The organism is Idiomarina sp. (assembly GCF_048265525.1).
Taxonomy (GTDB): domain Bacteria; phylum Pseudomonadota; class Gammaproteobacteria; order Enterobacterales; family Alteromonadaceae; genus Idiomarina.
This window is the reverse complement of record NZ_JBLXBI010000006.1, coordinates 69,106-92,284: the sequence shown is the minus strand read 5'-3', so window position 1 is coordinate 92,284 and position 23,179 is coordinate 69,106. Positions and strand designations below refer to the sequence as shown.

Here is a 23,179-nt window from a genome sequence, read left to right as displayed (position 1 = left end):
TAAAATATAAAGGATTGGAGACCATACAAGCATTTAAAGGACGGCTCAACAAAATTGACAGATCAGCAACAAATACGTCATTTATTCGTCATCGTATCGTCAACTGACCTCAGTACATTAGCCCGGCGTTAACGCGTTAATCACTCACATTAAGGTTTTAAGGGTTATGATTACTCATAAGAAAACATCGGCATTACCGTTCCCGACAAATAAAGTATTAAACTCTGTTGTTGCTGCGCTTTGTGCGTTAAGTGCGCCTGTTGCTTTTGCGCAACAGGGCACATCAGATGAACTTGAGCGAATTGAAGTGACTGCGCAAAAACGTGTGCAGTCTATTAACGACGTGCCTGCCAGTATCAGTGCGTTTGAAGGAAGCCGCCTGGACGAACTGGGCTTAAACGAACTGGATATGATTTCAGACCTGACGCCCGGTTTGGTTATTCAGGAACAAAGCCCGAACAACCCTGGTTTTGTTATTCGCGGTATTACCTCAGACAGCGGCTCAGCTCAGGCATCTCCACGAGTGTCGGTTTATTACAACGGAGTGGATGTCTCACGCTCACGTGGTTCCTACTTTGAGTTGTTTGATATAGAACGTGTCGAGGTGGTTAAAGGCCCGCAGGCAACGTTATTTGGTACAGCTGCATCGGTTGGCGCTATTAGTGTTATAACCCGTAAGCCAGAAGCGGATTTCTCTGCCGAAATTAGTGCTGGCGCGGGTAATGAATCTCAGAAGCGACTGGGTGGTTTCATTAACGGTGGTAATGAGTTAGTCAGTGGACGGCTGGCGTTCAGTTACCGCGAACGCGACGGGTTTATTGAGAACATAGCGCCGGGTCAGGACGACATGAACGGCGTTGACAGGCAAGCCTTACGTGGTTCTCTTCGTTTTCAGCCTAGCGATGCGGTGACCGCTGACCTAATTTATAGCTATGAGAAAAACGAAGATACCGGAACCTCATTTAAGAACGGTATTTTCGCACCAACCGGCGGTGACACCAGCCCTTACAGTTTTGTTGAAATGACCGGCAGCCCTTATTCGGCCTCGGTATTAGGCCGTGAAAAGCTGGGGCTGGACAGAACCGTCGATGACATTAATTTAACCGTAGACTGGACCATTAGTCCGCGCCTGAGCTTTACCTCGGTGAGTGGATACCGCAGCTTCGACTCATTGGAAGTGTTTGACGCAGACGGCACCCAGGCCTGGTTCCTGGAGTTCGGTGAAGACGCCGAAGGTGACCAGTTCAGTCAGGAGTTTCGCTTTAACTACGCCGGCGATAATCTCTTAATGCTGTGGGGCATTAATTACTTCACGGAAGACGGCAGCCAGCGTGTACCATTTAGCACAGAAGAATCTATCTTCCTGAACTGCGCCGGTGCTTTGCCAAGTGGCTTACCTTGTATTAATGCTGATGGTTCGGTTAATCAGTTAACGCCGGTATTAACAGGTGGCGCTTTGCAGGAAATTCCATACGCAGGCGAGTTTACAAACTTTGGCGACAATGAATCCTGGTCTGCATTTGTCGATTTAACTTACCAGTTAAACGATAAAACCGAAGTTGCTGCGGGTATCCGTTATGTTTCAGAAGATCGCGAAAGTGGTTTTGCTGCAACCATGCCAAACAGCCAGTTGTTACCTTTGTTGGGTCTGCCAACACAAACGTTGTTGCCGACTGTATCAACCGACGGAGAAGTATTTTCCGCTAGCAACAGTTCAGACGCCTGGTTGCCTCGCTTTAATATTATTTACAAGCTGAACGACGACAATAACTGGTTTGCTACGGTTTCAAAAGGTCGCCGCTCTGAAGTTGTGGATGTGAGCTCGACTCTTGATGCAGACGGTGAAGCCGCGGGTGATTTTGGTTTAATTCCGGCGGAAGTTATCTGGAACTACGAAACCGGCCTTAAAGGCAACCTAACGGAAAACCGTGTGCGTTATTCTGCGTCGGTGTTTTATCAGGACTATTCAGACTTTCAGGTGACTTTACAGGATGATTCGGGCAACTTTTACACCGCGAACGCAGGCTCTGCGACTAACTTTGGTGTCGAAACTGAAATTAATGCGAATTTAGGCGCAGGTATTGAGGTGTTCGGCCACTTGGCGTATCTGGATGCGAAAATTGATGACGACAGCACCAACGGCAGTTTAGCCGGGAATCGCTTCCGCCTTCAGCCAGAATGGACTTCAAGCCTTGGGGTGATATACGAAGCAGCGCTTTCCAGCCAATACGCATTGCGTGGCTCTGTAGTCGGGACTTACCGGTCTGAAGTGTTCTTTGAACCAGAAAATGCGCCGGTAGCTGGCCTGGATATCAGTCAGGATTCAGTCACTTTAGTGAATGCGTCGCTGGGTCTTTATAATGACTCTGCTGACTGGAGTCTGGCGTTGAAAGCAACTAACTTATTCGACAAAGAATACCTGGTTGATGCCGGGAATACGGGCGGAAGCTTTGGTAACCCAACCTTTATTTCTGGTCCACCGCGTTTGTTTTATTTAGAGTTTACCAAGAAGTTTGGTATGTAAAACTGTGCTAAAACGAGAAAAGGGAACCTGTGTCATGGTTCCCTTTTTTATTTTACGAGCTAGAAACTAACTTCCCGTGTAGCGCGCTTTGTGCTTATTCACTACCCGATAGTCTTTGCTGCGAATCGTGTCCACGAATACCCATTCTGCTTCTACCGCGTCCTCGGACGCAAACAGGTTCATATAACCGCGCTGATGCAGGTTCGTATATTTTAAGTCTTCGATAAGGGTAGGCAGTGCTTTGGCTAGCTGGTCTGCGGTTTTTGTGTCCAGGCTTAAATAAGCTTCCATTCCCGGAGATGATACCGAAGACGTGGCAAACTCCACCCCAATGTGAGCTCCATCTGAACTGCGCAGCTCGCTGTGCCAGGCGTTGTGAGTGTCTCCGGCAATAACCACCAGCTGTTTATTGGCTTTTTGCGCCGCCCGGTAGAGCATTTCTCGTTCAATGGGGTAACCGTCCCATGCATCAAGGTTATAGGGAGTAACCTGAGTGACCATTGCCTTTTGCTGGGCTGTTAACTCTTCGCCGTTCTGCAGGCGCTTTTTAAGCTCTGCTATTTGTAACAGCAGTGGTGTGACTTTACTGCGGTCATCTGCCGCGAATGCGGCCGCAGGAAAGTTCATTTTCCCCATAAGCAATTGTTGACCTAAAACTTGCCAGCGCGCTGAGCTGTTATTCAGTTTATTAACCAGCCACTGTAACTGCTTTTTGCCCATGATGCTGCGGTCAGAAGACATGTCCTGCTGGAATTTTTGGGTATTGAACTGACCGCTTTCTGCATCGCGGTAGTCGTCATAATTCAGCTGTTTATCACGTCCGATAACGCGGGTATCCAGCATGATCAAATCAACTAAGTCACCGAATTTGAAATCACGATAAATAGTGAGGTTGGCTTCGCCCTGTGGCGGACGAATAGGCAGCCACTCATAATACGCCTGAACTGCGGCTGCGCGCCTTTCAATAAAGCTGCCTTCATCTTCCTGGTGGTTTTCTGCACCGTTTTTCCAGGTGTCATTGCTAATTTCATGGTCATCCCACACGGCAATAAAAGGGGCATGTGCGTGCAGTGCCTGTAACCCTTCGTCGGTGCGGTAAAGCGCGTAGCGGCGACGATAATCAGTCAGGGTAAAAAGTTCTGTATTATTGTTGTCGGGTAAGCCGCGGCCAATTTCTTGCGAACCTTGGGTGGCGTAACCGCCTGCGCCATACTCGTAAATGTAGTCACCTAAATGAATGACCGCATCAATAGAATCGTCCTTTGCTGCTTCGGAGTATGGGTTAAAGTAACCGGCGGGGTAGTTAGAGCAGGAGAAAACCGCAAACTTCAGCGGTTTTAAGCCAGATTCAGGAAGCGTTTGCGTTTTGCCAGAGGGGCTTTTGCTGTTCTTACCTAAAAAACGATAGTAGTAACGCTGGTTTGGCGATAATTGAGTAACGTCGACTTTAACTGTGTAATCTCTGCTGGCGCTTGTTGTGGCCGTTCCGGAGCGAATGATACTTGAAAAGCTCTCATCGGCGGCCAGCTCCCAGCCCAGCGTTACTTGTTTTTCTGCGCTATTTTCCGGCACGGCGCGCGTCCACAACAAAATGGCGTTTGAAGTTGGATCGCCACTGGCTACGCCGTGGTCAAACTTGACGGAGCTGCGCTCACTGGTTTTGCCAATACTTGCACAGCCCTGTAATGCTGTTGATACGGTGACTGCTGCGCCAGTTGCTGCAAATAGCTTTAAAAAGTCACGTCGGTTAAATTGCTTCACTGTTTTACTCCATGCATTTTTCCCAGAGTAAAAGAAATTACTCCGTAAACATGAAGACTTAATGACAGTAAAGTGTTAGTTCAGCCTTAACTTATTCATCATCACTTTTGGGTTTAAGCTCAAGCGCTTGTACCGCTGAACGAACGTCCTGCCCTGAGGTTTCCTGAAAAACCTGTAAGTCAAATTGTGGCAGTATGGCAAACAAGTGATCAAAAATGTCGGACTGAATACCTTCGTAGATTTCCCACGCGGTATCGTTACTAAAGCAGTACACTTCAATGGGTAAACCCTGAGCTCCCGGATTTAACTGACGAACCATCAGTGTCATTCCTTCGTGTATGTCGGGTCGCTGCTTAAGGTATTGTTTTACATAAGCGCGGAAGGTGCCAATATTGGTTACCTGACGTCCGTTTATAGGGTCGAAACCCTTTTTCTCCAACCCGGCGTTCCACTCCGTTATGTCTTTTTCTTTTTGTTCCAGATAATCGCTAAGTAACGAAAACCGTTTTAGTTTTTTCTTTTGCTCGGCGGACAAAAAGTGAATACTGTTCTGGTCAATATATAACGCTCGTTTTATACGGCGTCCACCGCTTTCCTGCATGCCCCGCCAGTTTTTAAACGACTCGGAAATAAGGCGCTTGGTGGGAATGTTCGTAATGGTTTTATCCCAGTTTTGTACCCGAACTGTATGCAGTGCCACATCAATGACATCGCCGTCAGCGTTTAACTGGGGCATTTCAATCCAGTCGCCTACACGAAGCATGTCATTAGATGAGAGCTGAATACTGGCGACCAGTGACAGAATGGTGTCCTGAAATACCAGCATGGCAACCGCACCCATGGCACCAATTCCCGATAGCAGAATAACCGGAGAGCGGTCCAGCAATGAGGCAATAATGAGAATAGTCGCCACCACATAGACTACTATTTTCGCTATTTGCAGATAGCCCTTTATTGGCTTTGTATGCGCGTCAGGCTGGCGACTGTATATTTCGTTAACGCTGGTCATGGCCGCGCTAAACGAACGCGCCAGAGTCAGTATAAGGTAAGCAATACTGATGTTACGTATGATGGTGGTGGCGGTTTCCGGCAAGTCCGGTACCAGATAAATACCACCGGACAGCACTAACGCAGGAACAACCTGAGCCAGGCGGCTGACGATAACGCGAATGCCGATGCCCGGATCACTGCCTAACTGGGTTTGAGACAGCAGACGGGAAATACCGCGCAGTAAAACGTGTTTGGTCACAAGCTGAGACAACCAAACCGCTATAACAAGGAAAAAACAGGCCCCAATTGTGTAGGCCCAGGGTTGGGTTGCTGCCCAATCATGAAACCACTGCGGGTAATCCAGTTCCATCATAATTTTTGTTCCACCGCTGCTTTTAAGTCCTTTCTAAAGCCCAACATAAATACGACCTCTGCTACGACGAATAAGGGACCAATGGCTAACCCCATAATATCATCTACAAAAGCCGGTTTACGCCCTTCAAAATAATGGCCGACAAACTGAAACACCCAGCCGACAACAAACAGGCCGATGCTCCAGCTCAGCCATAAGCTGGTTGGTAATGCGGCTATGTCGCGCCCAACTGACAGCGACAGCCATAGCAAAATGGTCATGAGCAAACCTAATTTGATATCCAGACGGATATAAAAAATAACCGCCGCCAGAACAACTAAGTTGGCGGGGGTAATCAAAAAGTAGTCCAAGGGTAGCGCAGGCCGTGATAATAAACTAATGATGCCGACAACAATCAGTGGAATACCGACAAGATGAGTCATGACATTCTTACGATTCCGATGATAAGCCGCATACTGTGCCAGGTGATCAACGATGGTTTTCATAGTCTGTGCCGCTTGGTAGTAAAATAGAGGCTTAGATTGCTACGCACATGGCTTGATGTCAATGGAGCTCAATGCTTTCAGGCTTTTATTTTTCTATTGCTCAGTGGTTAACTTACCGCTAACCTAAAGCCTTTATTTTAAGCAGGCATTGAGTAGGGGAAATCCGGTGGCGTTTGATTACGGTTCGATTGATCTTGGGTTAAAAAATCCGTTTAAAACCGAAGGCTTGGTAACGAGTATTCGTGGAGTTGTGCAATCGCTGTTTGGCGTTTATTTGCTGGTGGCCGGAGCAGGCTCTGTAAAGCAAGACCCGATTATGGGTTGGGTACTGGCTATTTTCGGTATTTCACTTCTGGCCGTAGGCATTAAAGTACTGAGCGGCGGCATTATGGCTATGCTGCGCTACTTTGTTGGTCGTAATCATCCTACGTCACTGGCTCCTAACTTTAGTAAGTCTGAGCGCAGTACCGCGCAGGAAGAGGCGCGTTACGTTGCTTATAACGATCAGGCTCTGGAAGAAATGCTCATGGGCCGTAAAAACAGCACCTTTATAGAGCCCAAAGGCTTACTGGCGCGAATAGCTCACACGGTATTTCCCAAATTACTGTTTATGCCTTACCCCGTTCGTAATATGGCGCAACGCCTGTTAGGGGCCTGGGTGCGTACTCTTACGGCAATGGTTGCGTTTGGCTTTGCTGCTTTTGTGTCCCTGGCTGGCTTTGCCGGAGACGCAGGCGTACTGGCTTTCCCTGTCTACACTGTTTTATTGACGCTTTACATCATGCACGTATGGAAGGCTGCCGGTAAGGCTATATCCCGTGGTGCGGAGCAGACTATTGACTCTATGGGCAGCGGCGACCTGGTCAAAATTATTGCCTTCGCCTTGTTGTTGCCTGTTGTGGTAGGGCTAGTGGTGAGCTGGTGGATGGCTGCAACAGACGTAACGGCGGCAACGGTTGAGCAGTATTATGCCGCTTTGCCGGACTTTCATGCCGGCTGGTACTTATTTGGTATTTTTGTTGGTGCTTTAATTTGCACGGCTGTCACTGTGGTGTTGCTGAAAAGACGTTTAGCCCATGCGAATCCGGTTTCTGAAGTATCTGAATTACGGGAAAACTGGCAGGAGTCGGTACACCCTAAAGAGATTTTTATTAACCTCGACAACCTGGTCATGGCAAACCGCCGTTACCGCGAAGTGCCAAACCGGGTTTATCGTGAACTGGATCCTAACTTACAGGAACACGTTGACGGCAAAGGTGCCTTTAGTGGCGAGATGATTCAGGAAATTCAGCCTCAGGTAAAACCTATGGGACTGGGCGGGTTATTTGATAAGTCGCGTTTGGTCAGTTTGCTTTTGGGTAATAGTCTGTTCATTATCGGCGTGCTGTTCACCTTCTTCTTAGCTTATGCTGCGGTCGATTTTGTGAGGGTTCTTGACAGCATGAACTATAGGTTGACTGAAGAGACTCCCTATAGCGACTTAATGACCTTAGCAGGCGTATTCATGACTGCCGTTCATTTTTATCTTATTGGCTATGTCCTGCGGGCATTTGCGGGTTTAGCCGCTAATATCGCGCATCTGTTTTATGCGGAAATTCAGTTTGAATCCATGCTTATTTACTTTAAGTGCGAAGGAACCTTTACTGAGTCTAAAATTTCAACCGGTACCGGTATTCACGACAGTACCCGTTCAGAGAACACGTTGGTGCGCAGTAGTATTACTCCCTGGGTTATCGTGTCACGTATCGTGTCGACAACTTTTGCTGCAACCGGAATGAAAAATCTGGAGCATCCGCGACATATTCTGGAAATGCACAAATCGGATGACGAAATGGCGTCTATTCGCAAGGATGTTATCGACTTTCTGAAAGACCGTGAGTCTATTGCTTCCATTACCAGTAATCGCGATTTGGGCAATGCTTCTCAAATACATCAGTTAAATGAACAGACCCGCGCCATTCCGACAGATCAGGACAGACTGCAGCAATCAAAGTCGAAGACTTCTGATGAAGAAGCCGCTGGTTACCTTCGCCAACAGGAAGAGCTGGGCTCAGATAACGACACTGAGACCGACAAAGATCGTTAATTTCCCTCGTTAAAGCCGCAGGCGGGCGCTTTGCCCGTCTGCACCTGCTACCAAGGTCGTAGTGCAGCACCATAAAGTTTCATAGAAACTGTTCGATAATTATACATGGTACGTTGCGTTTTTTACGCCTTATGGAAGCAGATAAATGTCCACAGTTGATGTGAAACCTCCTTTATTGATAACGGCTTTGGCAATAGCCGCCGGTGTCCTTGTCCTTTCTTTTGTGCCCTGGTTGTGGCTGCAGTTATGTCTGCAAAGCTTATTATTCATTGCCTTGAGCTGGTTTTATGCCCGTTATTTTAGTGCCGCCAGAATAGCGGATGATGAAGAGCCCTCTGAGGGGGACGGCACGGATCAGTTGGCCGAAAACTCCGGTAAAAATGCAATAGCAACGGCAGAGCTTAGTTTTGCGATAAACCGTTTTAAAACCGTTTTGGCAGATATTGTCGAGCGTTTGAAAGAAAGTGTGGATAACTCGTCACGGGTTAGCGAACGGGCGAAGGGAATAGAAAGCTTTTCATCGGAAGTGGCTGTTGCGGCAGAGCAAACCAAGCAGATAAGCCACGAAGGCCGCGAAAGAATAAAGCAACTCACTCAGAAGATAGCTCTGGTAGTAGCGGACAGCCGAGAAAGTGCTGAAGCGGTCAGAGGTCTGCAGGCTAAAGCCGATGATATTCGTAAAGTGACCCAGGTTATTGACAGTATTGCGGAGCAAACCAACTTGCTGGCGCTGAATGCATCGATAGAGTCGGCGCGCGCAGGTGAACATGGTCGCGGCTTTGCGGTTGTGGCCGACGAAGTAAGAACGCTGGCCGGGCGAACTTCGGATGCAACCGTGGAAGTGAGTAATTTAGTGGAAGCGATTCATAATGAAACCACGGTCGCGGTCAATAATATTGAGCAACTGTCAAAGCACATTGAGCAGCAGTCGGAGACAACCGTGGGCATTGTTGAACAACTGGCCAGTATTGTGGAACAAGCTGAAACGGTGGAACAGCAATTACAAAAAATTACGGGGTTAATGGGTGAGAACGCAGAGGATCTTTCCCGTAATGGTGAGCTTCTGCATTCTGTAAACTCAGACTTATCTGAACAGTACCAACAACTGGATGACGTAAGCGGGCAGGCCGAGCAACTGGAGCTGCAGTCGGAGCAATTATTCGCGCACTTGGTTGAAAATGATGCGGACGCTGAACATAGAGTGATTTACCAGGCCGCAACCGACGCTGCTAAACAAATTGGGCAGCGTTTAGAACAGACTATTGAGCAAGGTGAGCTGACGTCAACTCAACTGTTTTCCCGAGACTACCAGGCGGTTCCCGGAACCGAGCCGGTAAAATACAAGACACCTTACACGGAGTTTTTCGAGAGTATATTACCCGCTATTCAGGAACCTATTCTGAAGCGGCATGAACACATTATTTACGCTATTGCCACTGACCCGAAAGGCTATGTCGCGCGGCACAACGATGCGTTTAATAAGCCGTTAACGGGTGACCCGAAAAAAGATTTGGTCGGCAACCGCTCGCGTCGGCTATTTAATGATAAAACCGGGGCACGTTGCGGAGCTCACACGCAAACGTTATTGTTACAGACCTACAAACGCGATACTGGCGAGGTTATGCACGACTTATCGGTACCCGTTTACGTAAATGGAAAACATTGGGGCGGCTTCCGTATCGGCTACAAGCCGCTGTAGATATTCAGGCGACATTGAGGCTGAGCAGTATGTCACACGATACCATTGCAATGAATAAAGAGCGGCAGGATTTAAGTGGCCTGGAGGCTGTCTGGTTATTTGGTTATGGCTCACTGATTTATAAAGTCGACTTTCCATATCTGGAACGGGCGGCTGCCTCAATACAAGGATGGTCACGACGTTTCTGGCAAGGGTCGCACGACCATCGGGGTACACCCGAAGCTCCGGGCAGGGTACTGACTTTAACAGAAACGCCGGGTGAAGAGTGCACCGGAATGGCCTACAAAGTCTCACCCGATGTGTTTGAGCATTTAGACCATCGTGAGAAAAACGGTTACTTAAGGTTCACGACGCCTATGAGTTTTCGTGACGGCAGCCAACAAGAAGGCCTTGTTTATATTGCAACAGAAGACAACGAAGCGTTTCTTGGCGAGGCTCCGGCTTCGGAAATTGCCAGCCATATAGCCCGTTCGTCCGGCCCCAGCGGACCCAATGCCGAATACCTGGTCAAGTTACAGCTGGCGCTACAACAGCTGGATGTCAATGACCCGCATATTACGCAGGTTTATGAGGCTTTAATGGCAGACCAGGCTAATCTCTGTCCTGAATAAATACCGTGTCGGCGGTTTGCGGTAACTTATAGAGCTCGCCCTGCCAGTAATGGCAGCCAAATTCGGCCAGTGTATCTAACTGAGTTTGCTTTTCTACGCCTACCGCCTGTACTTCCAGTCCCAATTCAGAGGTCATGCGAATAACTGCTCGCACTAAACTGCGCGAGCGCGCGTTAGTATCAAGGTCGCGAATAAACTCTCTCTCTATTTTAATTTTACTGACCGGCATATTTTTCAAATGCAGCATACTGGCAATACCTTTGCCGAACCGGTCAATCACCAGAGTTATACCTAGCTGATGTAACTTCTCAATAATTTCCAGAGTGTCCGGCAGCGGTTCTTGTAAGCTGCTCTCACTTAAATCAAATTCAAGCTTTTCCGCTAGTTCCGGGTTGTGTTTAACAAACTGGCTGACTGTCTGATAAAGTTGCTGAGAAATTTGCTCGGTTGCCAAATTAATACCGACTTTTCCCGGAACGGTGTTTTGCTCCTGCCAGAGATCAATTTGCTCGATAACCTGTTCAACCACCCATACTCCCAGGGTGTCCAACATGCCATTGGCATCAAACTGTGGCAGGAACTGGTCGGGTTTTAATGTGCCAAGGTCGGGGTGTTCCCAACGTAGTAATGCCTCAACGCCTACTACCTGCTTTTGCATGTTGAGTACGGGTTGATAAACCAATTGCATTTGCTCGGTCTGCAACACGCTGCGGACATCTTCTTCTAATTGGATTTCATCGTAAGAGCGGGTTTCCAGTTCTTGTTTAAAGTAGGTGTTGCTTTCATTGTGCTCGTCCTTAGCTGAGTTCATTGCCAAATTGGCCTGAGCGAGGAGCTTTTCGGCATCGTAGCCGTCGAGTGGATAAACGCTGGCACCAATACTGGCAGCCAGTTGCACTTGCCGCTGGTTGTCCGACAATATGAATGGCGGTTCGTACGCGGCCTGAATTTGCAAGATGATGTTCTGAATATCGATGTATTCAACAATATGATTCAAAACGACGGCAAATTCATCACCACCAAGGTTATAAAGTTTGGTACCGAAGGGAACGGCTTTTTTTAGTCTAAGCGCCAGGCGTTGTAAAATTTTATCGCCAATATGATGGCCATACTGGTCATTCACCTGATGGAAATGATTAACGTTCATTACAATGACGGCAGCCAACCTGTCGCTGGGCAATTCATCTAATAACCGGGTTAAATCCAGTGCCAGCGAGTTGCTGTTAGGTAAGCCGGTTAAGTCGTTAAAAAAGGCCAGCTTTTGTAACTGCCGCTGTTGCAATTTCATCCGCGTGACATCGTTTAGGGTTGCAATGTAGGCAGCTTCCCCGGGGAAACTAGCCGGGGCTTCACGAACGGTTAAAATGGCAGAGTAACGTTGTTTATCCGTATTACGACCGACAATCAGAATACTCTGGTTACAGGGGAAGTTTTCGTTAGTTTCATCAATTTCCGTTGCTGCCAGCAATTCCTCAAGTTTTGAATTCAGACACCCCGATTCTTTTAAGCCGGAAATGTCGGTAAATGGCGTATCAATAGCTATTATTCGGCGGTGCTCATCCAGTAGTGCGATGCCTGATAATACCTCGAGCTCCGAGTTCTTCCCGGAATTAATGCTGGGGGTATCGTAGTAGTCGGTAGAAATATTTGTCCATGAGCCCTGAAAACGTAGAGGCTTCTGACTGCTACGACGTACCTCGTCTCTCACCCAAACGTAATGTCCCTGCTGGTGACGAAAACGATATTCACAAACAAACTGCTCTTCTTCAAAGCCTCGTAAAGCCGTTTTCTTCACGGTTTTTACGTCGTTAGGGTGAATGTTGTTGAGCCACCAGCCCGGCGCCATTACCTCTTCTGTTGAGTACCCAAGAATACGTTCGCAGTTTGTGCTTACCCAGTCGACGCAGAAGCCTGAATCGAGAGCCCTAAGCTCGTAGTGCACGGTTGGGCTGTTGCCCAGATAGCTATGCAGTAACTCACGAGACTTTTTAAACCTTAAGAACCAAATGCGGCGAATAAAGAAAAACAGAAACACCACGGATAGTGCGACAAACGCCCAGGGCTCCCATTGAATTAAGGTGCTTTTTGTGCCGGCTTCCAACGGTAGCTTAGGGATTAAGGTTTTAGCACCTATTTCCCAGATGATAGCGGCTATAATATAGCAGAGCGCCAGAATAACTTCCGGCCGTTTGAAAAAGCGTTTACGCGACGCCCGATGCAGTGTTAACTCTCTTTCATCTCTCATTATCGTATCCGTGCCCAGGGTATTTCTGACTTTTTCAATGACTTACTGAGAATGGAACCTTGTAATTCTTCACATCCTATTTGCTTTAACAGTAGCAGCTTAGCGCGATCATTGATGCCCGTAGCTATGGTTGTTAAGCCTCGCGCTCTGGCCATTTTGACCATAGAGGCTAATTCTCTTTTTTGATCGCTATGGGAAGTGGCTTTTTGCACTAATTCCTCAGAAAGTTTTACTGCATCTACAGGTAACACAAAAAGTGACTGTATAGTGGAGCGGCCTTCCCCAAAATGCGAGGCAATAACATTACAGCCAATGCTGCGTAGACGTTCCAGATAGCGTTTCGATTTGTCGGAAAGTGACATTAAGGCTCGCTCACTGACCTCTATATTAATATTCTGTGCCGGAAATTTGGTTTCCTGCAGTTCGTGCGCTAAAACATTGAGTACAAGCGGGTCAACAATGTCATTAATGGTCACGTTAATAGCGACGCGGACAGTCACTTTTTGTTTTTGCCATACCCGCAGGTCTTTAAAGGTGCGTTGAATAATCCATGACGTAAATTGCTGAGTTAAAGAAGCCTCTTCTATCATTGGTTTAAACTCTTCTAAACTCATACTGCCGCGCTTGGGGTGCACCCATTTGGCTGAAACTTCCAGCACGGAAAAGTAGCCAGAGTTGGTATTCAGGCGAGGCTGATAGTAAAGCTGAATATCGTTATTTTTCATTGCCTCGCTAAACTGGCGCGAAAAAGTGACCTCTTCAATTTGGTCAATAGCTTCATTTTGCTCCAGAAACGAAAACTGTTGTTTCTTTTGAAAAGCGTTGAAGGCATGTGACTGAGCTTCGTCGAAAACTTTCTGGTGGTCTTCTTTAAGTTGTTCGTTTTTCACCCTGAGCACACCGGCGGTGCTGTCCATCTGATAAGAAACACCATCAATGACTATGGGCTTCTCCAAAAAGCTTTCTATTTTTTGTTGCAGTTCTTTTGAGTTTTCTTCAGCCTCAGAGCGAACCCCAACCAGCTCATTTCTTGATGTCTGACCAACCTGAACCTGGTCTCCAAGGAGTTTTTTCAGTTGAACAGCCATTTGCTTAACCAGTTCGTTGGCTTTTTCGCTTCCGACTTGCTGTTGAATTTTATCCATATTCTGCAAGCGGAAGTTGAAAATATCGACCAGGTCATCGGGAGAACTGCCCTTTCTATGACCAATGCTTTCTAGTTGCTTTAACAGAGCGTTGATGTTGGGAAGGTTGGTTCCCTGATATTTGAATTTGGCCGTTTGCTCGGCGCCGCTTAATTCTTTTATGACTTTGGCAACCATCCCCGCCATAGTGGCTACAAGAGTATAAGCAACCATACGGAGCATCCAGCCGCCGACAATTTCGTTGCCGCTTATCAGCGACTCGGAAAAAGAAAAGGGGCTGAGTAATAAGCCACACATGAAACCAGCTAAAGCACCAATGCGTGACCCCAGCAATAAACCGGCAAAAATTAAGGGAAAGTAAAGTAGGTGTTCGTAAAGACTCGGAAGCCCGCCTGTTATCTCAATGACTTTGATAATTGCCGCAATAAGTATCGCCAACACGAAGCCCATGAACACCTGCTTTTCGGCGTTCATCTCCGTGAAGTTGACGACACTTTCTTTGAGCCAGCTGGTAAAGCTGTTTGGGTCTTCTGATTTAGGCATTTATTCTTATCAGTTGTGATAAATTAGGCAGTTAGCTATCTTGAGGTTGTTATCAATCTTAACTTCTGTCAAGTATTTGAGCCGAGAATCATTAACATCAAGGAACGAGCTATGCGGGAATCTTTAGAACGGCGGGCATTTTTACTGACAATGGTTTTAGTCAGTATCGCCTTTGCCTGGGTACTTATACCGTTTTGGGGCGCCATTTTTTGGGCTTGTGTGGTGGCTGTTATTTTTTATCCGCTACAGCAAAAACTGAAAAATAAATTTGGAAACAAACCCAATAGGGCAGCTCTTGTAACCTTGCTAATTGCATTGGTTATAGTGGTGATCCCAGGGCTGGGTATTTCATACTCCTTTGTGCAGGAAGGTGTCAGCTTTTATCAGCGGCTGGACGAAGGCAAGATTAACCCGGGTAAGCTCTTTGATGACGTTCAAAAAGCGTTTCCGGTTATTAGTGACTTGCTTGCTCAGTTTGATATTAAAGCCAGCGACGTGCGGGAAAAAATATCTTCGGGCGCAGCCAGCGGCAGTAAATTCTTAGCCGAAGAGGCGTTAGCCTTTGGCCAAAATACTTTTTCTTTTCTTATCAGTCTGGGGTTGATGATTTATCTAACCTTTTTTCTGCTAAGAGACGGGCAGTCTTTAATTAACCTGATGGTGAAAGCATTACCTCTGGGTGATGAGCGCGAGCGCATGCTTTTTAGTAAGTTTGCTGGTGTGACCCGGGCGACAGTGAAAGGAAACATTGTTGTTGCCATAGTTCAGGGGGCATTAGGTGGCATAATTTTCGCCTTGCTGGGTATTCCAGGAGCCCTGCTATGGGGTGTCGTCATGGCTTTCTTGTCGTTAATTCCGGCGGTTGGTGCCAGTTTGGTATGGTTACCGGTATCTATTTATTTGTACGCGACAGGCAGCTGGATAGCCGCCACCATACTCGTCGGCTACGGCGCAATAGTGATTGGTCTGGCCGACAACGTACTGCGCCCAATTCTGGTGGGGCGTGATACTAAGTTACCGGATTATTTGGTGCTGTTTTCTACTTTAGGTGGTATGTCGTTGTTTGGTATTACCGGGTTTGTTTTAGGGCCGCTGATTGCAGCCCTGTTTTTGGTCTTCTGGAATATCTTTATGACAGAATTTTAGCGGCCGGGTTAATACGGCCTCTTAAAGTTGAGGCCGTAAATATCCTCCAACCCTGCCCTTAGGAGATAACACCCATTGCCACAACTGAATGTCGCGTGCACGGAACGCACCTGCGCAGGACAGCAAATAATATTTCCACATACGGTAAAATTCGTCATCAAACTGTGACTTAATAGACGGCCAGGCCTTATCGAAATTCTCAAACCAGGCCACTAAGGTTTTATCGTAATCGGCACCGAAGTTGTGCAGGTCTTCGCAGACAAACTTTTCTTCCAGTGCCGTTCCTATTTGTGAAATAGACGGAATTTCGCCATTCGGGAAAATGTACTTGCTGATCCACGGGTCGGCTGCGGTGTCACTGACATTTTTACCTATAGTGTGCAGCAGGAACAGGCCGTCCTCTTTGGTGCAGCGCAGAGCGACATCCATATAGTCGTCGTAGTTTTTCTGACCGACATGCTCGAACATGCCTAAGCTGATAACGCGGTCAAACTGCTCGTCCAGCTCGCGATAGTCCTGTAACCGGAACTCTACCGGAAGGCCTTTACAGCGCTCCTTGCCAAGGGCTACCTGCTCTTTGGATATAGTGACACCAACACATTCGACACCGTAGTTTTCAGCGGCATACTGCATGAAGCTGCCCCAGCCACAGCCAATATCAAGAACGCGCATGCCAGGCTTCAGTCCCAGCTTTTTACAGCACAGTTCAAGTTTATGTCGTTGTGCTTCGTCAACGTCTTTGGCTTTTTCCCAGTAACCACAGGTGTAAACCATACGCTCATCAAGCATAGACTGATAAAGGTCATTGCCCATGTCGTAATGATGCTGACCAACTTCCCAGGCTTTGGATTTACTTTGTAAGTTGAAGACTCGGCTTTTTAAGGAATGAAAAATAAGGCGGGCGGGGTTAACTTCATCCTGAATGCCGGAGCGCAGTAGCTGGAAGAAAAACTGGTCAAGTGATTCGGCATCCCACAAACGAGCCATATAGGATTCACCCAAGCCAAGATTACCGCGCGAAAGTGCCTGATCAAATACGGTTTCATCGTGAACCTGCATATCCCAGGCTCTGTCACCGTTAATGCGGATATCTGCTTTCGCTAAAAGCTCTTCAACATACTCTCGTGATGTCGACATATTTGTTCGCCCATTCCGGAAAATGATGGTTAAAAACGTTATCAAGAATGGGCGAAACTGGCAATAAAGAGCCTTTTACCCGTCTTTTTTCGACGTAAACTCAGGGTAGGCTTCAACGCCGCAATCGACTTGATCTAAGCCGATATATTCCTGCTCTTTAGTTACACGAATGCCCAGTATTAGCTTCAGTATAGCCCAGACAATAAGACTACTGAAAAACACCCAGCAGAAAATGGTACCGACACCGGCTAACTGAATAAGAAAGCTGGCACCGTCATCGCTGAGCGGAACCACAAGAGTGCCGAAAATACCGACTACACCGTGCACTGAAATAGCACCGACCGGATCGTCAATGTGGAGTTTATCCAGCCCAATAATGGACAACACGACAATAAGCCCCGCAATAAACCCAATAACGCCGGCAAGCCAGGGCTCCGGAGTGACCGGTTGCGCAGTAATGGCTACCAGTCCGGCTAAGGCACCGTTCAAAATCATGGTTAAATCGGCTTTTTTCCACAGCAACTTAGTAAACAGCAGAGTGGCGATAGTACCAGCTGCGGCCGAGGTGTTCGTGTTTACCATGGCGCGGGCTATGGCATTGGCGTCGTCAACGGTGCTTAGCGCTAACTGCGAACCGCCGTTAAAACCAAACCAGCCAAACCAGAGAATAAAGGTACCCAGTGCTGCCAGTGGCATATTAGAGCCGGGTAACGCATTGATACTGCCGTCACTCAGGTATTTACCGGAGCGCGGGCCCAGTAAAAGAACCGCGGCAAGCGCCGCTGATGCACCGGTTAAATGCACAATGCTGGAGCCGGCAAAGTCGACAAAGCCCCATTCAGTCAGCATTCCACCACCCCAGGTCCATAAGCCCTGCACTGGATATATGACCGCACTAAGCACGACGCAAAATACGAGAAAGCTCATGAGTTTCATACGTTCGGCAACGGCACCAGAGACTATCGACATAGCAGTGGCAACGAACACCATCTGGAAGAAAAAGTTGGCGTCGGCAGCGTAAGCCGAAGTCGATGGGTCTGGGTACATCACCGAGTAACCGATAACCAGATAGGTAATACAGGCAATAGCGTAGAGCGCGATGTTTTTGGTCAGAATTTCCGTGGTATTTTTGCTTCTGACCAGACCCGCTTCCAGCATGGAAAATCCGGCTGCCATCCACATAACCAGCGCCCCGGATATGAGTAAGTAAAAGGTGTCTACCGCGAAAGTGAGTTGTTGTAAGTTTTGTGCTTCCATGATGGGCTCCTTAAAGGGCGTCTTGGTCGGTTTCGCCGGTGCGTATGCGAACGCATTGCTCCAGCGGCATAACGAATATTTTTCCGTCGCCGATATTGCCGGTATGAGCAGCGGCAATGACCACTTCCAGAGCACGTTCGACGGTTTCGTCGGGAACAGCCAGTTCAATTTTCATTTTGGGAAGGAAGTCGACTTGATATTCGGCGCCCCGGTACAGTTCGGTATGCCCCTTTTGACGTCCTACTCCCCGGACTTCAGTCACTGTCAGGCCTTTGCAGCCAATTTCAAACAGCGCTTGCTTCACATCCTCCAGTTTGAAGGGTTTGATTAACGCAACGAGCATTTTCATGGTGCTTTCCTTATTAAAATATTGTTAAGCAACCCTTTTACTTCATGAAGCGTGCCAGAATTTAACCAACTGATATTTATGGATAAATAATATTTTCGTGATTTTTTTGCACAAAAAACGTGCTCTCCTTCTGTGCATTGCACCAAAAGTGCTATTGAACCAAAAGGGTACAGGGGAGATACTATTTACCTACAGTAGCGAATGATTAAAGGTGCAGTGGCATGAGAGTTGGCGCGCGGCAGAGCGATCTTATCGGGCAGACGGATTTACTTCGTATACCGTCGCTGTCTGATTTAACCGGATGCGATATTTTTATTAAATGTGAGTTCCAGAACCCGGGCGGCTCCATTAAAGATCGCGCGGCTAAGCAACTGATTGATGATGCTATGGAACGCGGCGAATTAAAGCCGGGTATGACGGTGGTTGAAGGCACTGCCGGGAATACCGGTATCGGTCTTGCCGTTGTGGCAAAGTCTTACGGCTTGCGTATGTTAGCGGTCATGCCCAATGACCAGACACCGGAAAAAGAGCGAATGATCCGCTTGCATGGCGGTGAACTGATGGCGGTTGACCCGGTCCCCTTTAAAAATGAAAACCACTTTTACCATACAGCCCGCCGTGTAGCGGAAGAACGCGATGACTGCTGGTGGGCTAACCAGTTTGAAAACACCAGTAACGCCCGGGCGCACTACCTTCACACCGGACCCGAAATATGGGAACAAACCGGAGGCAAAATAGACGTTTTAGTGTCTGTGGCTGGAACGGGCGGCACCATTGGCGGTAACTCACGTTTCTTAAAAGAGCAGAATCCGGAGCTGGATGTTTGGGTGGTTGACCCGGATGGTTCCGGTATCTACGAGTTTTTACGCAGTGGCGAATATGTGTCTAGTGGCGGCTCAATGACTGAGGGCATCGGCATTATGCGGCTAGTCGATAATTTCCGCCAGGCACGTATTGATCACGCGGTTAATTTGCCCGATCAAGATTTAGTGACTTTGTCACGTTATATCAGAGACGAAGATGGTATTGTTCTTGGGAGTAGCTCGGCGCTGAACGTTGCTGGCGCATTGGCTGCGGCTTTACGAAAAGGTCCGGGACATCGTATTGTGACCTTCTCCTGTGACTTGGGTGAACGTTCGGTGAGTAAGCTGTACAACCCGGAATATTTGCGCGGACGCGGGTTAAACCCTGACCCGGAACCTATTGACGTATTAATGAAGCGTTATCGCGAGCTTGGCGATAAGGTATTAGAGGTTAACTGGAACAATGACTAAACGTATTTTTGGGTGTTTGTTTTTATTGGTGTCAGCAACCGCAGTTCAGGCGCAGGACGAGACGCCGGATGCACCGTTCCATGACCTTAAAGTTCCGCAGTTTCTGGATATTGCGCATCGTGGGGCATCCGGTTATTTACCCGAGCACACTCAGGCCAGCACCGTTATGGCTCATGGTCTGGGAGCGGATTATATAGAGCAGGACGTGCAACTGAGCCGCGATGGTGTTCCGGTGGTTCTGCATGATGAAATTCTGGATCATGTGACCAATGTGTCGGAAGTGTTCCCGGAAAAACATCGTCCTGATGGCAAATACTATGTGGTGGATTTTTCGCTCGAAGAGCTTAAGCAATTAACCATTGTTGCCCGGCATAGAGATTATGAACTGGTTTATCCTAAGCGATTTTCTCACCCTGACGTTCACTTTCCGATACAAACGCTGGATGAGGAAATCAAACTGATTCAGGAACTGAACCGCGTTCGGGATATGTCGACGGGTATTTATGTTGAGCTGAAGTCGCCGCGCTGGTACCGGCAGCAGGGATACGATATTACTTCTGCGGTGATGTCTGTTCTGGCTCACAACGGCTACCACGACAAACGCCCAACACCGATTTATCTGCAGTCTTTTGACCCGGAAGTGTTACGTCGCTTAAAGCGTGAATTTAACTGGGACTTTCCGTTAATTCAACTGGTGGGTGACAATGAGTGGGGAGAGACTGATATTGATTACAGTGCGATGCGCACCGGCGCCGGGCTGGAGTCAGTAAAAAGCTACGCTGAAGGTGTCGGCTTGTGGGTAAACCACGTATTAACCGGAGTGTCGGAGAGCGGTGAGCCTGAATGGGACAGTGTTTTAAAGTCAGCGGAAGAGAAAGGTCTGGATGTTCATGTTTATACCTTGCGGGCTGACGACTTACCCAAAGGCGTGGAGTCTCATGGGCAATTACGACAGTGGTTAAAACAAGCTGGCGTAGAAGGCGTATTTACTGACTTTCCGGATAAAAAGTAAAGCGCATTTTGAAACCGTCGCTGCCGTCATCGTAGTATTCCGGCAGAATATCGATGGTTTCGAAACCACAGCTTTGATACCAGTGAATAGCGGCCTTGTTGTCGCTTTTCACTTCCAGCGACATGGCATTAGCGCCGCCGGTTTTCGCCTCGCTCAGTATCTTGTTCATTAGCAAATTACCAACTCCTAAGCCGCGAAAGCTCTGAGCTACGGCTATGGAGTATAAGCGCCATACTTTGCTGTTACGCCGGGTAAAGGCAATAGCGTACCCGGCTAAATCATTACCTGAACGTGCTACCCAGCAGTAATTGTGGCTGGACTCAATTACCCGCTTAAAACTGCGACGGCTAATACAGCTGTAATTAAAAGTCGCACGTTCTAAAGAGACTAATTGTTCAAGGTCATTCTTGTTTGCCCGCTCAATGCAAAACTCAGTACTCATCCAGGCGTCGTCCAAAATCAGCCATAATCAGCCGGTAAAGTTCATAACCTAAGTGTTTGTCTTCCACACCAGACTCAATTGACGGGTTGTCATTAATTTCAATAACCACCGGGCCTTGTGATGTTTGTTTAATATCCACACCGTACAGGCCGTCTCCAATTAAGCGAGTTGCCTGTAATGCTAGCCGTACCACATCTTTAGGAGCCTGATGCACGCCCAACGTGGCGAAAGAACCACTTTTACCCCGCGAAGAGGACTCGCTGTGGTTATAAATTTGCCAATGGTTGCGTGCCATAAAGTACTGACAAGCATAAATGGGTCGGTTATTCAGCACGCCAATACGCCAGTCGTAGTCGGTTCTCATATACTCTTGTGCCAGCAGTATAGTGGATTGATTAAAAAGCTCCGTTGCCACTTTTTTAAACTGGGCTAAGTCTTCTGCTTTTTCCACGCCAATAGAAAATGAACCGTCAGGAATTTTCAGTACAACAGGGTAACCTAAGCGCTCGCCTATGGCCTGGTAGTCAATTTCTGACTGGCTTAACAAGAGTTCTGTTTTCGGCGTTGCCACCTTATGTTTATCCAGTAACTCTTTTAAGAACACCTTATTGGCACATTTAACAATGGAGTCAGGGTGGTCAATGACGACCATGCCATTGGCTTCGGCTTTCTTGGCAAAGTGATAGGTGTAATGATTAATGCGGGTGGTTTCCCGGATGAAAAGCGCATCAAACTCCAGCAGACGGTTGAAGTCGTTTGCCGTAATCAACTCAGCTTCAATATCGGCCTCTTTTGCGGCCTTAATAAATTGTGTCAGCGCTTTTTTGTCGCTGGTTGGAATGGCCTCGTCTGGGTTATAGAGAATGGCTAAATCAAAACGGTACTCTTTGCGGGTGCGCGCTTTGCGCCACACACGTTTACTGAAATGATCCAGTGAGTTACCAAAAAAGCTTTGCTGCTCATCAGTCAACTGATTCAGTGCACCGGATGTCAGCTTGTTAATATGCCAGCGGCCGTTAAATTCCAGCTCAACTTTTAAAATAGGGCAGGGGTAGCGCTCAAATATTTGGCGCGCAAAAGAAGCGAGCTCAGGCTGTTCGCATAAGCCAAAACAAATCAGTAATGACAGTGATTTTTCGTCACGGCTCTGCAAATATTTAGTGAGTGATCGGTCGGCAGTATTAATCAGTAACTGATAGTGAGAGAAGTTAGTCAGATCATTAATGGTCGCAACCGACGGCATAACTCTTTGTCCGCGAGCCTCTGCCAGCAGACTAACATAATAGCCGGTTGACAGGTAAGATAGGTCGTTACACAAATTTAAGACATGATAACGACTCTGCAAGTGTGCTGATTGTAAGTATTCACTTGCGGTGAGTAGGCTTTGACTTGGGTAATAAGGCTGCCAGTCGGCGGCGTTATCTATGATAAGGTGAACGTGTTGCTGCATGTCGTAAAGTACTCAGAAGTCGTTAAAAATTATGTAAGTTATTTGCTTATTATTTGCGTAATAAAAGCAACTCACACTATATTAGAAAGACGACGGATAACAAGCAGATTTGCTGTTTTATCTTTTTCAAAGGAGTCAGGTGAATGCTGACAATTCTGGCAAAGCTGTTAAAAGCTTTGAATTCTGAAACCAGTGCCTGGGCACTGGCGTTAGCTGTAGTATTAGGAATGTTCATGGGGATAACCCCGCTATGGCGAATTCATAACTTAGTAATTTTATTGGCGGCGTTAATATTCCGCGTAAACCTCAGTCTATTCATTGTGTCTTTTGGTATTTTCTCGGGTATTGCTTACCTGCTGGACCCCTGGTTCCACAGTGTCGGTTTGAGTTTATTAGAAGCGTCAGGCTGGCAAGGGATTTATGAAGCTCTGTATGCTACTGCATTAGGACGCTTGTCCATGTTTAATCACACCATAACTATGGGTAGCTTTGTTATAGCGTTGATTGCAGCGCCAATCGTAGCTGCGTTGAGTTACTGGATTATTGCCAATTATCGTAAAAGAATTCAGGCTCAAATAATGAAAATGCGCGTGGTGCAGGTTATTCGAGGTAGCCGTTTCTGGCAAATCTATACGGACTTGAGGGGGTGA

18 protein-coding genes are annotated in these 23,179 nt (G+C 47.5%); 8 read left to right on the top strand and 10 right to left on the bottom strand.

What is annotated here, in order from left to right; genetic code table 11:
- Window positions 1–166: 166 nt before the first annotated feature.
- The gene (locus tag ACN0TF_RS12215; RefSeq protein WP_417442155.1) at window positions 167–2,524 is read left to right on the top strand and encodes a TonB-dependent receptor; all 2,358 of its coding nucleotides are present in this window, start codon (window positions 167–169) and stop codon (window positions 2,522–2,524) included.
- 66 nt (window positions 2,525–2,590) lie between these two features.
- Here ACN0TF_RS12215 and ACN0TF_RS12210 read toward each other — a convergent pair whose 3' ends face one another.
- The 3 genes from ACN0TF_RS12210 to ACN0TF_RS12200 form a co-directional block, all read right to left on the bottom strand.
- On the bottom strand, window positions 2,591–4,285 hold the full coding sequence (locus ACN0TF_RS12210) for an alkaline phosphatase D family protein (RefSeq protein WP_417442154.1): 1,695 nt from the start codon (window positions 4,283–4,285) through the stop codon (window positions 2,591–2,593).
- Window positions 4,286–4,376: 91 nt separating this feature from the next.
- Complete coding sequence (locus ACN0TF_RS12205) at window positions 4,377–5,648, bottom strand: mechanosensitive ion channel family protein (RefSeq protein ID WP_417442153.1); 1,272 nt, start codon at window positions 5,646–5,648, stop codon at window positions 4,377–4,379.
- On the bottom strand, window positions 5,645–6,133 hold the full coding sequence (locus ACN0TF_RS12200) for a DUF962 domain-containing protein (protein ID WP_253619087.1): 489 nt from the start codon (window positions 6,131–6,133) through the stop codon (window positions 5,645–5,647). The genes ACN0TF_RS12205 and ACN0TF_RS12200 overlap by 4 nt, the downstream gene beginning before the upstream one ends.
- Before the next feature lie 166 nt (window positions 6,134–6,299).
- On the opposite strand from ACN0TF_RS12200, the gene ACN0TF_RS12195 reads away from it, so the two are divergent.
- The 3 genes from ACN0TF_RS12195 to ACN0TF_RS12185 all read left to right on the top strand — a co-directional run bounded on the left by ACN0TF_RS12195 (window position 6,300) and on the right by ACN0TF_RS12185 (window position 10,529).
- On the top strand, window positions 6,300–8,219 hold the full coding sequence (locus ACN0TF_RS12195) for a hypothetical protein (protein WP_417442152.1): 1,920 nt from the start codon (window positions 6,300–6,302) through the stop codon (window positions 8,217–8,219).
- A 145-nt stretch (window positions 8,220–8,364) separates the two neighbouring features.
- Window positions 8,365–9,918, top strand: a complete 1,554-nt coding sequence (locus ACN0TF_RS12190; protein WP_417442151.1) for a methyl-accepting chemotaxis protein — start codon at window positions 8,365–8,367, stop codon at window positions 9,916–9,918.
- A 29-nt stretch (window positions 9,919–9,947) separates the two neighbouring features.
- Window positions 9,948–10,529, top strand: a complete 582-nt coding sequence (locus ACN0TF_RS12185; protein WP_417442150.1) for a gamma-glutamylcyclotransferase — start codon at window positions 9,948–9,950, stop codon at window positions 10,527–10,529.
- Here the strand turns inward: ACN0TF_RS12185 and ACN0TF_RS12180 are convergent.
- Together ACN0TF_RS12180 and ACN0TF_RS12175 are read right to left on the bottom strand one after the other, a co-directional pair.
- The gene (locus tag ACN0TF_RS12180) at window positions 10,510–12,774 is read right to left on the bottom strand and encodes an EAL domain-containing protein (RefSeq protein WP_417442149.1); all 2,265 of its coding nucleotides are present in this window, start codon (window positions 12,772–12,774) and stop codon (window positions 10,510–10,512) included. The two genes, ACN0TF_RS12185 and ACN0TF_RS12180, sit on opposite strands and share 20 nt — an antisense overlap.
- Window positions 12,774–14,462 (bottom strand): EAL domain-containing protein, encoded by a 1,689-nt coding sequence (locus ACN0TF_RS12175; RefSeq protein ID WP_417442148.1) that lies wholly within the window; start codon window positions 14,460–14,462, stop codon window positions 12,774–12,776. Before ACN0TF_RS12175 ends, ACN0TF_RS12180 begins: the two co-directional genes overlap by 1 nt.
- Before the next feature lie 111 nt (window positions 14,463–14,573).
- Between ACN0TF_RS12175 and ACN0TF_RS12170 the strand changes: the two genes are divergently transcribed.
- Window positions 14,574–15,608, top strand: coding sequence for an AI-2E family transporter (locus ACN0TF_RS12170; RefSeq protein ID WP_417442147.1), 1,035 nt, complete (start codon window positions 14,574–14,576; stop codon window positions 15,606–15,608).
- Window positions 15,609–15,629: 21 nt separating this feature from the next.
- On the opposite strand, the gene cfa is transcribed toward ACN0TF_RS12170, so the two are convergent.
- From cfa to ACN0TF_RS12155, 3 genes are all read right to left on the bottom strand, one after another.
- Entirely contained in the window at window positions 15,630–16,745 is a 1,116-nt protein-coding gene (gene cfa / locus ACN0TF_RS12165) for a cyclopropane fatty acyl phospholipid synthase (protein ID WP_417442146.1), read from the bottom strand.
- Between the two features lie 75 nt (window positions 16,746–16,820).
- Window positions 16,821–18,002: an ammonium transporter gene (locus ACN0TF_RS12160; RefSeq protein ID WP_417442145.1), complete on the bottom strand. Its 1,182-nt coding sequence runs from the start codon at window positions 18,000–18,002 to the stop codon at window positions 16,821–16,823.
- Window positions 18,003–18,012: 10 nt separating this feature from the next.
- The gene (locus ACN0TF_RS12155) at window positions 18,013–18,351 is read right to left on the bottom strand and encodes a P-II family nitrogen regulator (RefSeq protein ID WP_011235392.1); all 339 of its coding nucleotides are present in this window, start codon (window positions 18,349–18,351) and stop codon (window positions 18,013–18,015) included.
- Window positions 18,352–18,572: 221 nt separating this feature from the next.
- Between ACN0TF_RS12155 and ACN0TF_RS12150 the strand changes: the two genes are divergently transcribed.
- Window positions 18,573–19,625, top strand: coding sequence for a cysteine synthase A (locus ACN0TF_RS12150; RefSeq protein WP_417442144.1), 1,053 nt, complete (start codon window positions 18,573–18,575; stop codon window positions 19,623–19,625).
- Window positions 19,618–20,637, top strand: coding sequence for a glycerophosphodiester phosphodiesterase (glpQ, locus tag ACN0TF_RS12145; protein ID WP_417442143.1), 1,020 nt, complete (start codon window positions 19,618–19,620; stop codon window positions 20,635–20,637). Before ACN0TF_RS12150 ends, glpQ begins: the two co-directional genes overlap by 8 nt.
- On the opposite strand, the gene ACN0TF_RS12140 is transcribed toward glpQ, so the two are convergent.
- Both ACN0TF_RS12140 and ACN0TF_RS12135 read right to left on the bottom strand, forming a co-directional pair.
- Window positions 20,612–21,079 carry a GNAT family N-acetyltransferase gene (locus ACN0TF_RS12140; RefSeq protein ID WP_417442142.1) on the bottom strand — a complete coding sequence of 156 codons (468 nt, stop codon included), beginning with the start codon at window positions 21,077–21,079 and terminating at the stop codon, window positions 20,612–20,614. The genes glpQ and ACN0TF_RS12140 overlap by 26 nt on opposite strands.
- Window positions 21,069–22,529, bottom strand: coding sequence for a RimK family protein (locus tag ACN0TF_RS12135; RefSeq protein WP_417442141.1), 1,461 nt, complete (start codon window positions 22,527–22,529; stop codon window positions 21,069–21,071). Before ACN0TF_RS12135 ends, ACN0TF_RS12140 begins: the two co-directional genes overlap by 11 nt.
- Before the next feature lie 143 nt (window positions 22,530–22,672).
- On the opposite strand from ACN0TF_RS12135, the gene ACN0TF_RS12130 reads away from it, so the two are divergent.
- Window positions 22,673–23,179, top strand: coding sequence for a DUF2062 domain-containing protein (locus ACN0TF_RS12130; protein ID WP_417442140.1), 507 nt, complete (start codon window positions 22,673–22,675; stop codon window positions 23,177–23,179).

What these genes read in the sequence shown, in the direction of transcription:
- glpQ (WP_417442143.1), top strand. Translation starts at nt 19,618, where the DNA reads ATGACTAAACGTATTTTTGGGTGTTTGTTTTTATTGGTGTCAGCAACC.
- ACN0TF_RS12170 (WP_417442147.1), top strand. Translation starts at nt 14,574, where the DNA reads ATGCGGGAATCTTTAGAACGGCGGGCATTTTTACTGACAATGGTTTTA.
- ACN0TF_RS12175 (WP_417442148.1), bottom strand. Translation starts at nt 14,462, where the DNA reads ATGCCTAAATCAGAAGACCCAAACAGCTTTACCAGCTGGCTCAAAGAA.
- ACN0TF_RS12155 (WP_011235392.1), bottom strand. Translation starts at nt 18,351, where the DNA reads ATGAAAATGCTCGTTGCGTTAATCAAACCCTTCAAACTGGAGGATGTG.
- ACN0TF_RS12130 (WP_417442140.1), top strand. Translation starts at nt 22,673, where the DNA reads ATGCTGACAATTCTGGCAAAGCTGTTAAAAGCTTTGAATTCTGAAACC.
- ACN0TF_RS12135 (WP_417442141.1), bottom strand. Translation starts at nt 22,529, where the DNA reads ATGCAGCAACACGTTCACCTTATCATAGATAACGCCGCCGACTGGCAG.
- ACN0TF_RS12160 (WP_417442145.1), bottom strand. Translation starts at nt 18,002, where the DNA reads ATGGAAGCACAAAACTTACAACAACTCACTTTCGCGGTAGACACCTTT.
- ACN0TF_RS12180 (WP_417442149.1), bottom strand. Translation starts at nt 12,774, where the DNA reads ATGAGAGATGAAAGAGAGTTAACACTGCATCGGGCGTCGCGTAAACGC.
- ACN0TF_RS12215 (WP_417442155.1), top strand. Translation starts at nt 167, where the DNA reads ATGATTACTCATAAGAAAACATCGGCATTACCGTTCCCGACAAATAAA.
- ACN0TF_RS12150 (WP_417442144.1), top strand. Translation starts at nt 18,573, where the DNA reads ATGAGAGTTGGCGCGCGGCAGAGCGATCTTATCGGGCAGACGGATTTA.
- ACN0TF_RS12140 (WP_417442142.1), bottom strand. Translation starts at nt 21,079, where the DNA reads ATGAGTACTGAGTTTTGCATTGAGCGGGCAAACAAGAATGACCTTGAA.
- ACN0TF_RS12200 (WP_253619087.1), bottom strand. Translation starts at nt 6,133, where the DNA reads ATGAAAACCATCGTTGATCACCTGGCACAGTATGCGGCTTATCATCGG.
- ACN0TF_RS12205 (WP_417442153.1), bottom strand. Translation starts at nt 5,648, where the DNA reads ATGATGGAACTGGATTACCCGCAGTGGTTTCATGATTGGGCAGCAACC.
- cfa (WP_417442146.1), bottom strand. Translation starts at nt 16,745, where the DNA reads ATGTCGACATCACGAGAGTATGTTGAAGAGCTTTTAGCGAAAGCAGAT.
- ACN0TF_RS12185 (WP_417442150.1), top strand. Translation starts at nt 9,948, where the DNA reads ATGTCACACGATACCATTGCAATGAATAAAGAGCGGCAGGATTTAAGT.
- ACN0TF_RS12190 (WP_417442151.1), top strand. Translation starts at nt 8,365, where the DNA reads ATGTCCACAGTTGATGTGAAACCTCCTTTATTGATAACGGCTTTGGCA.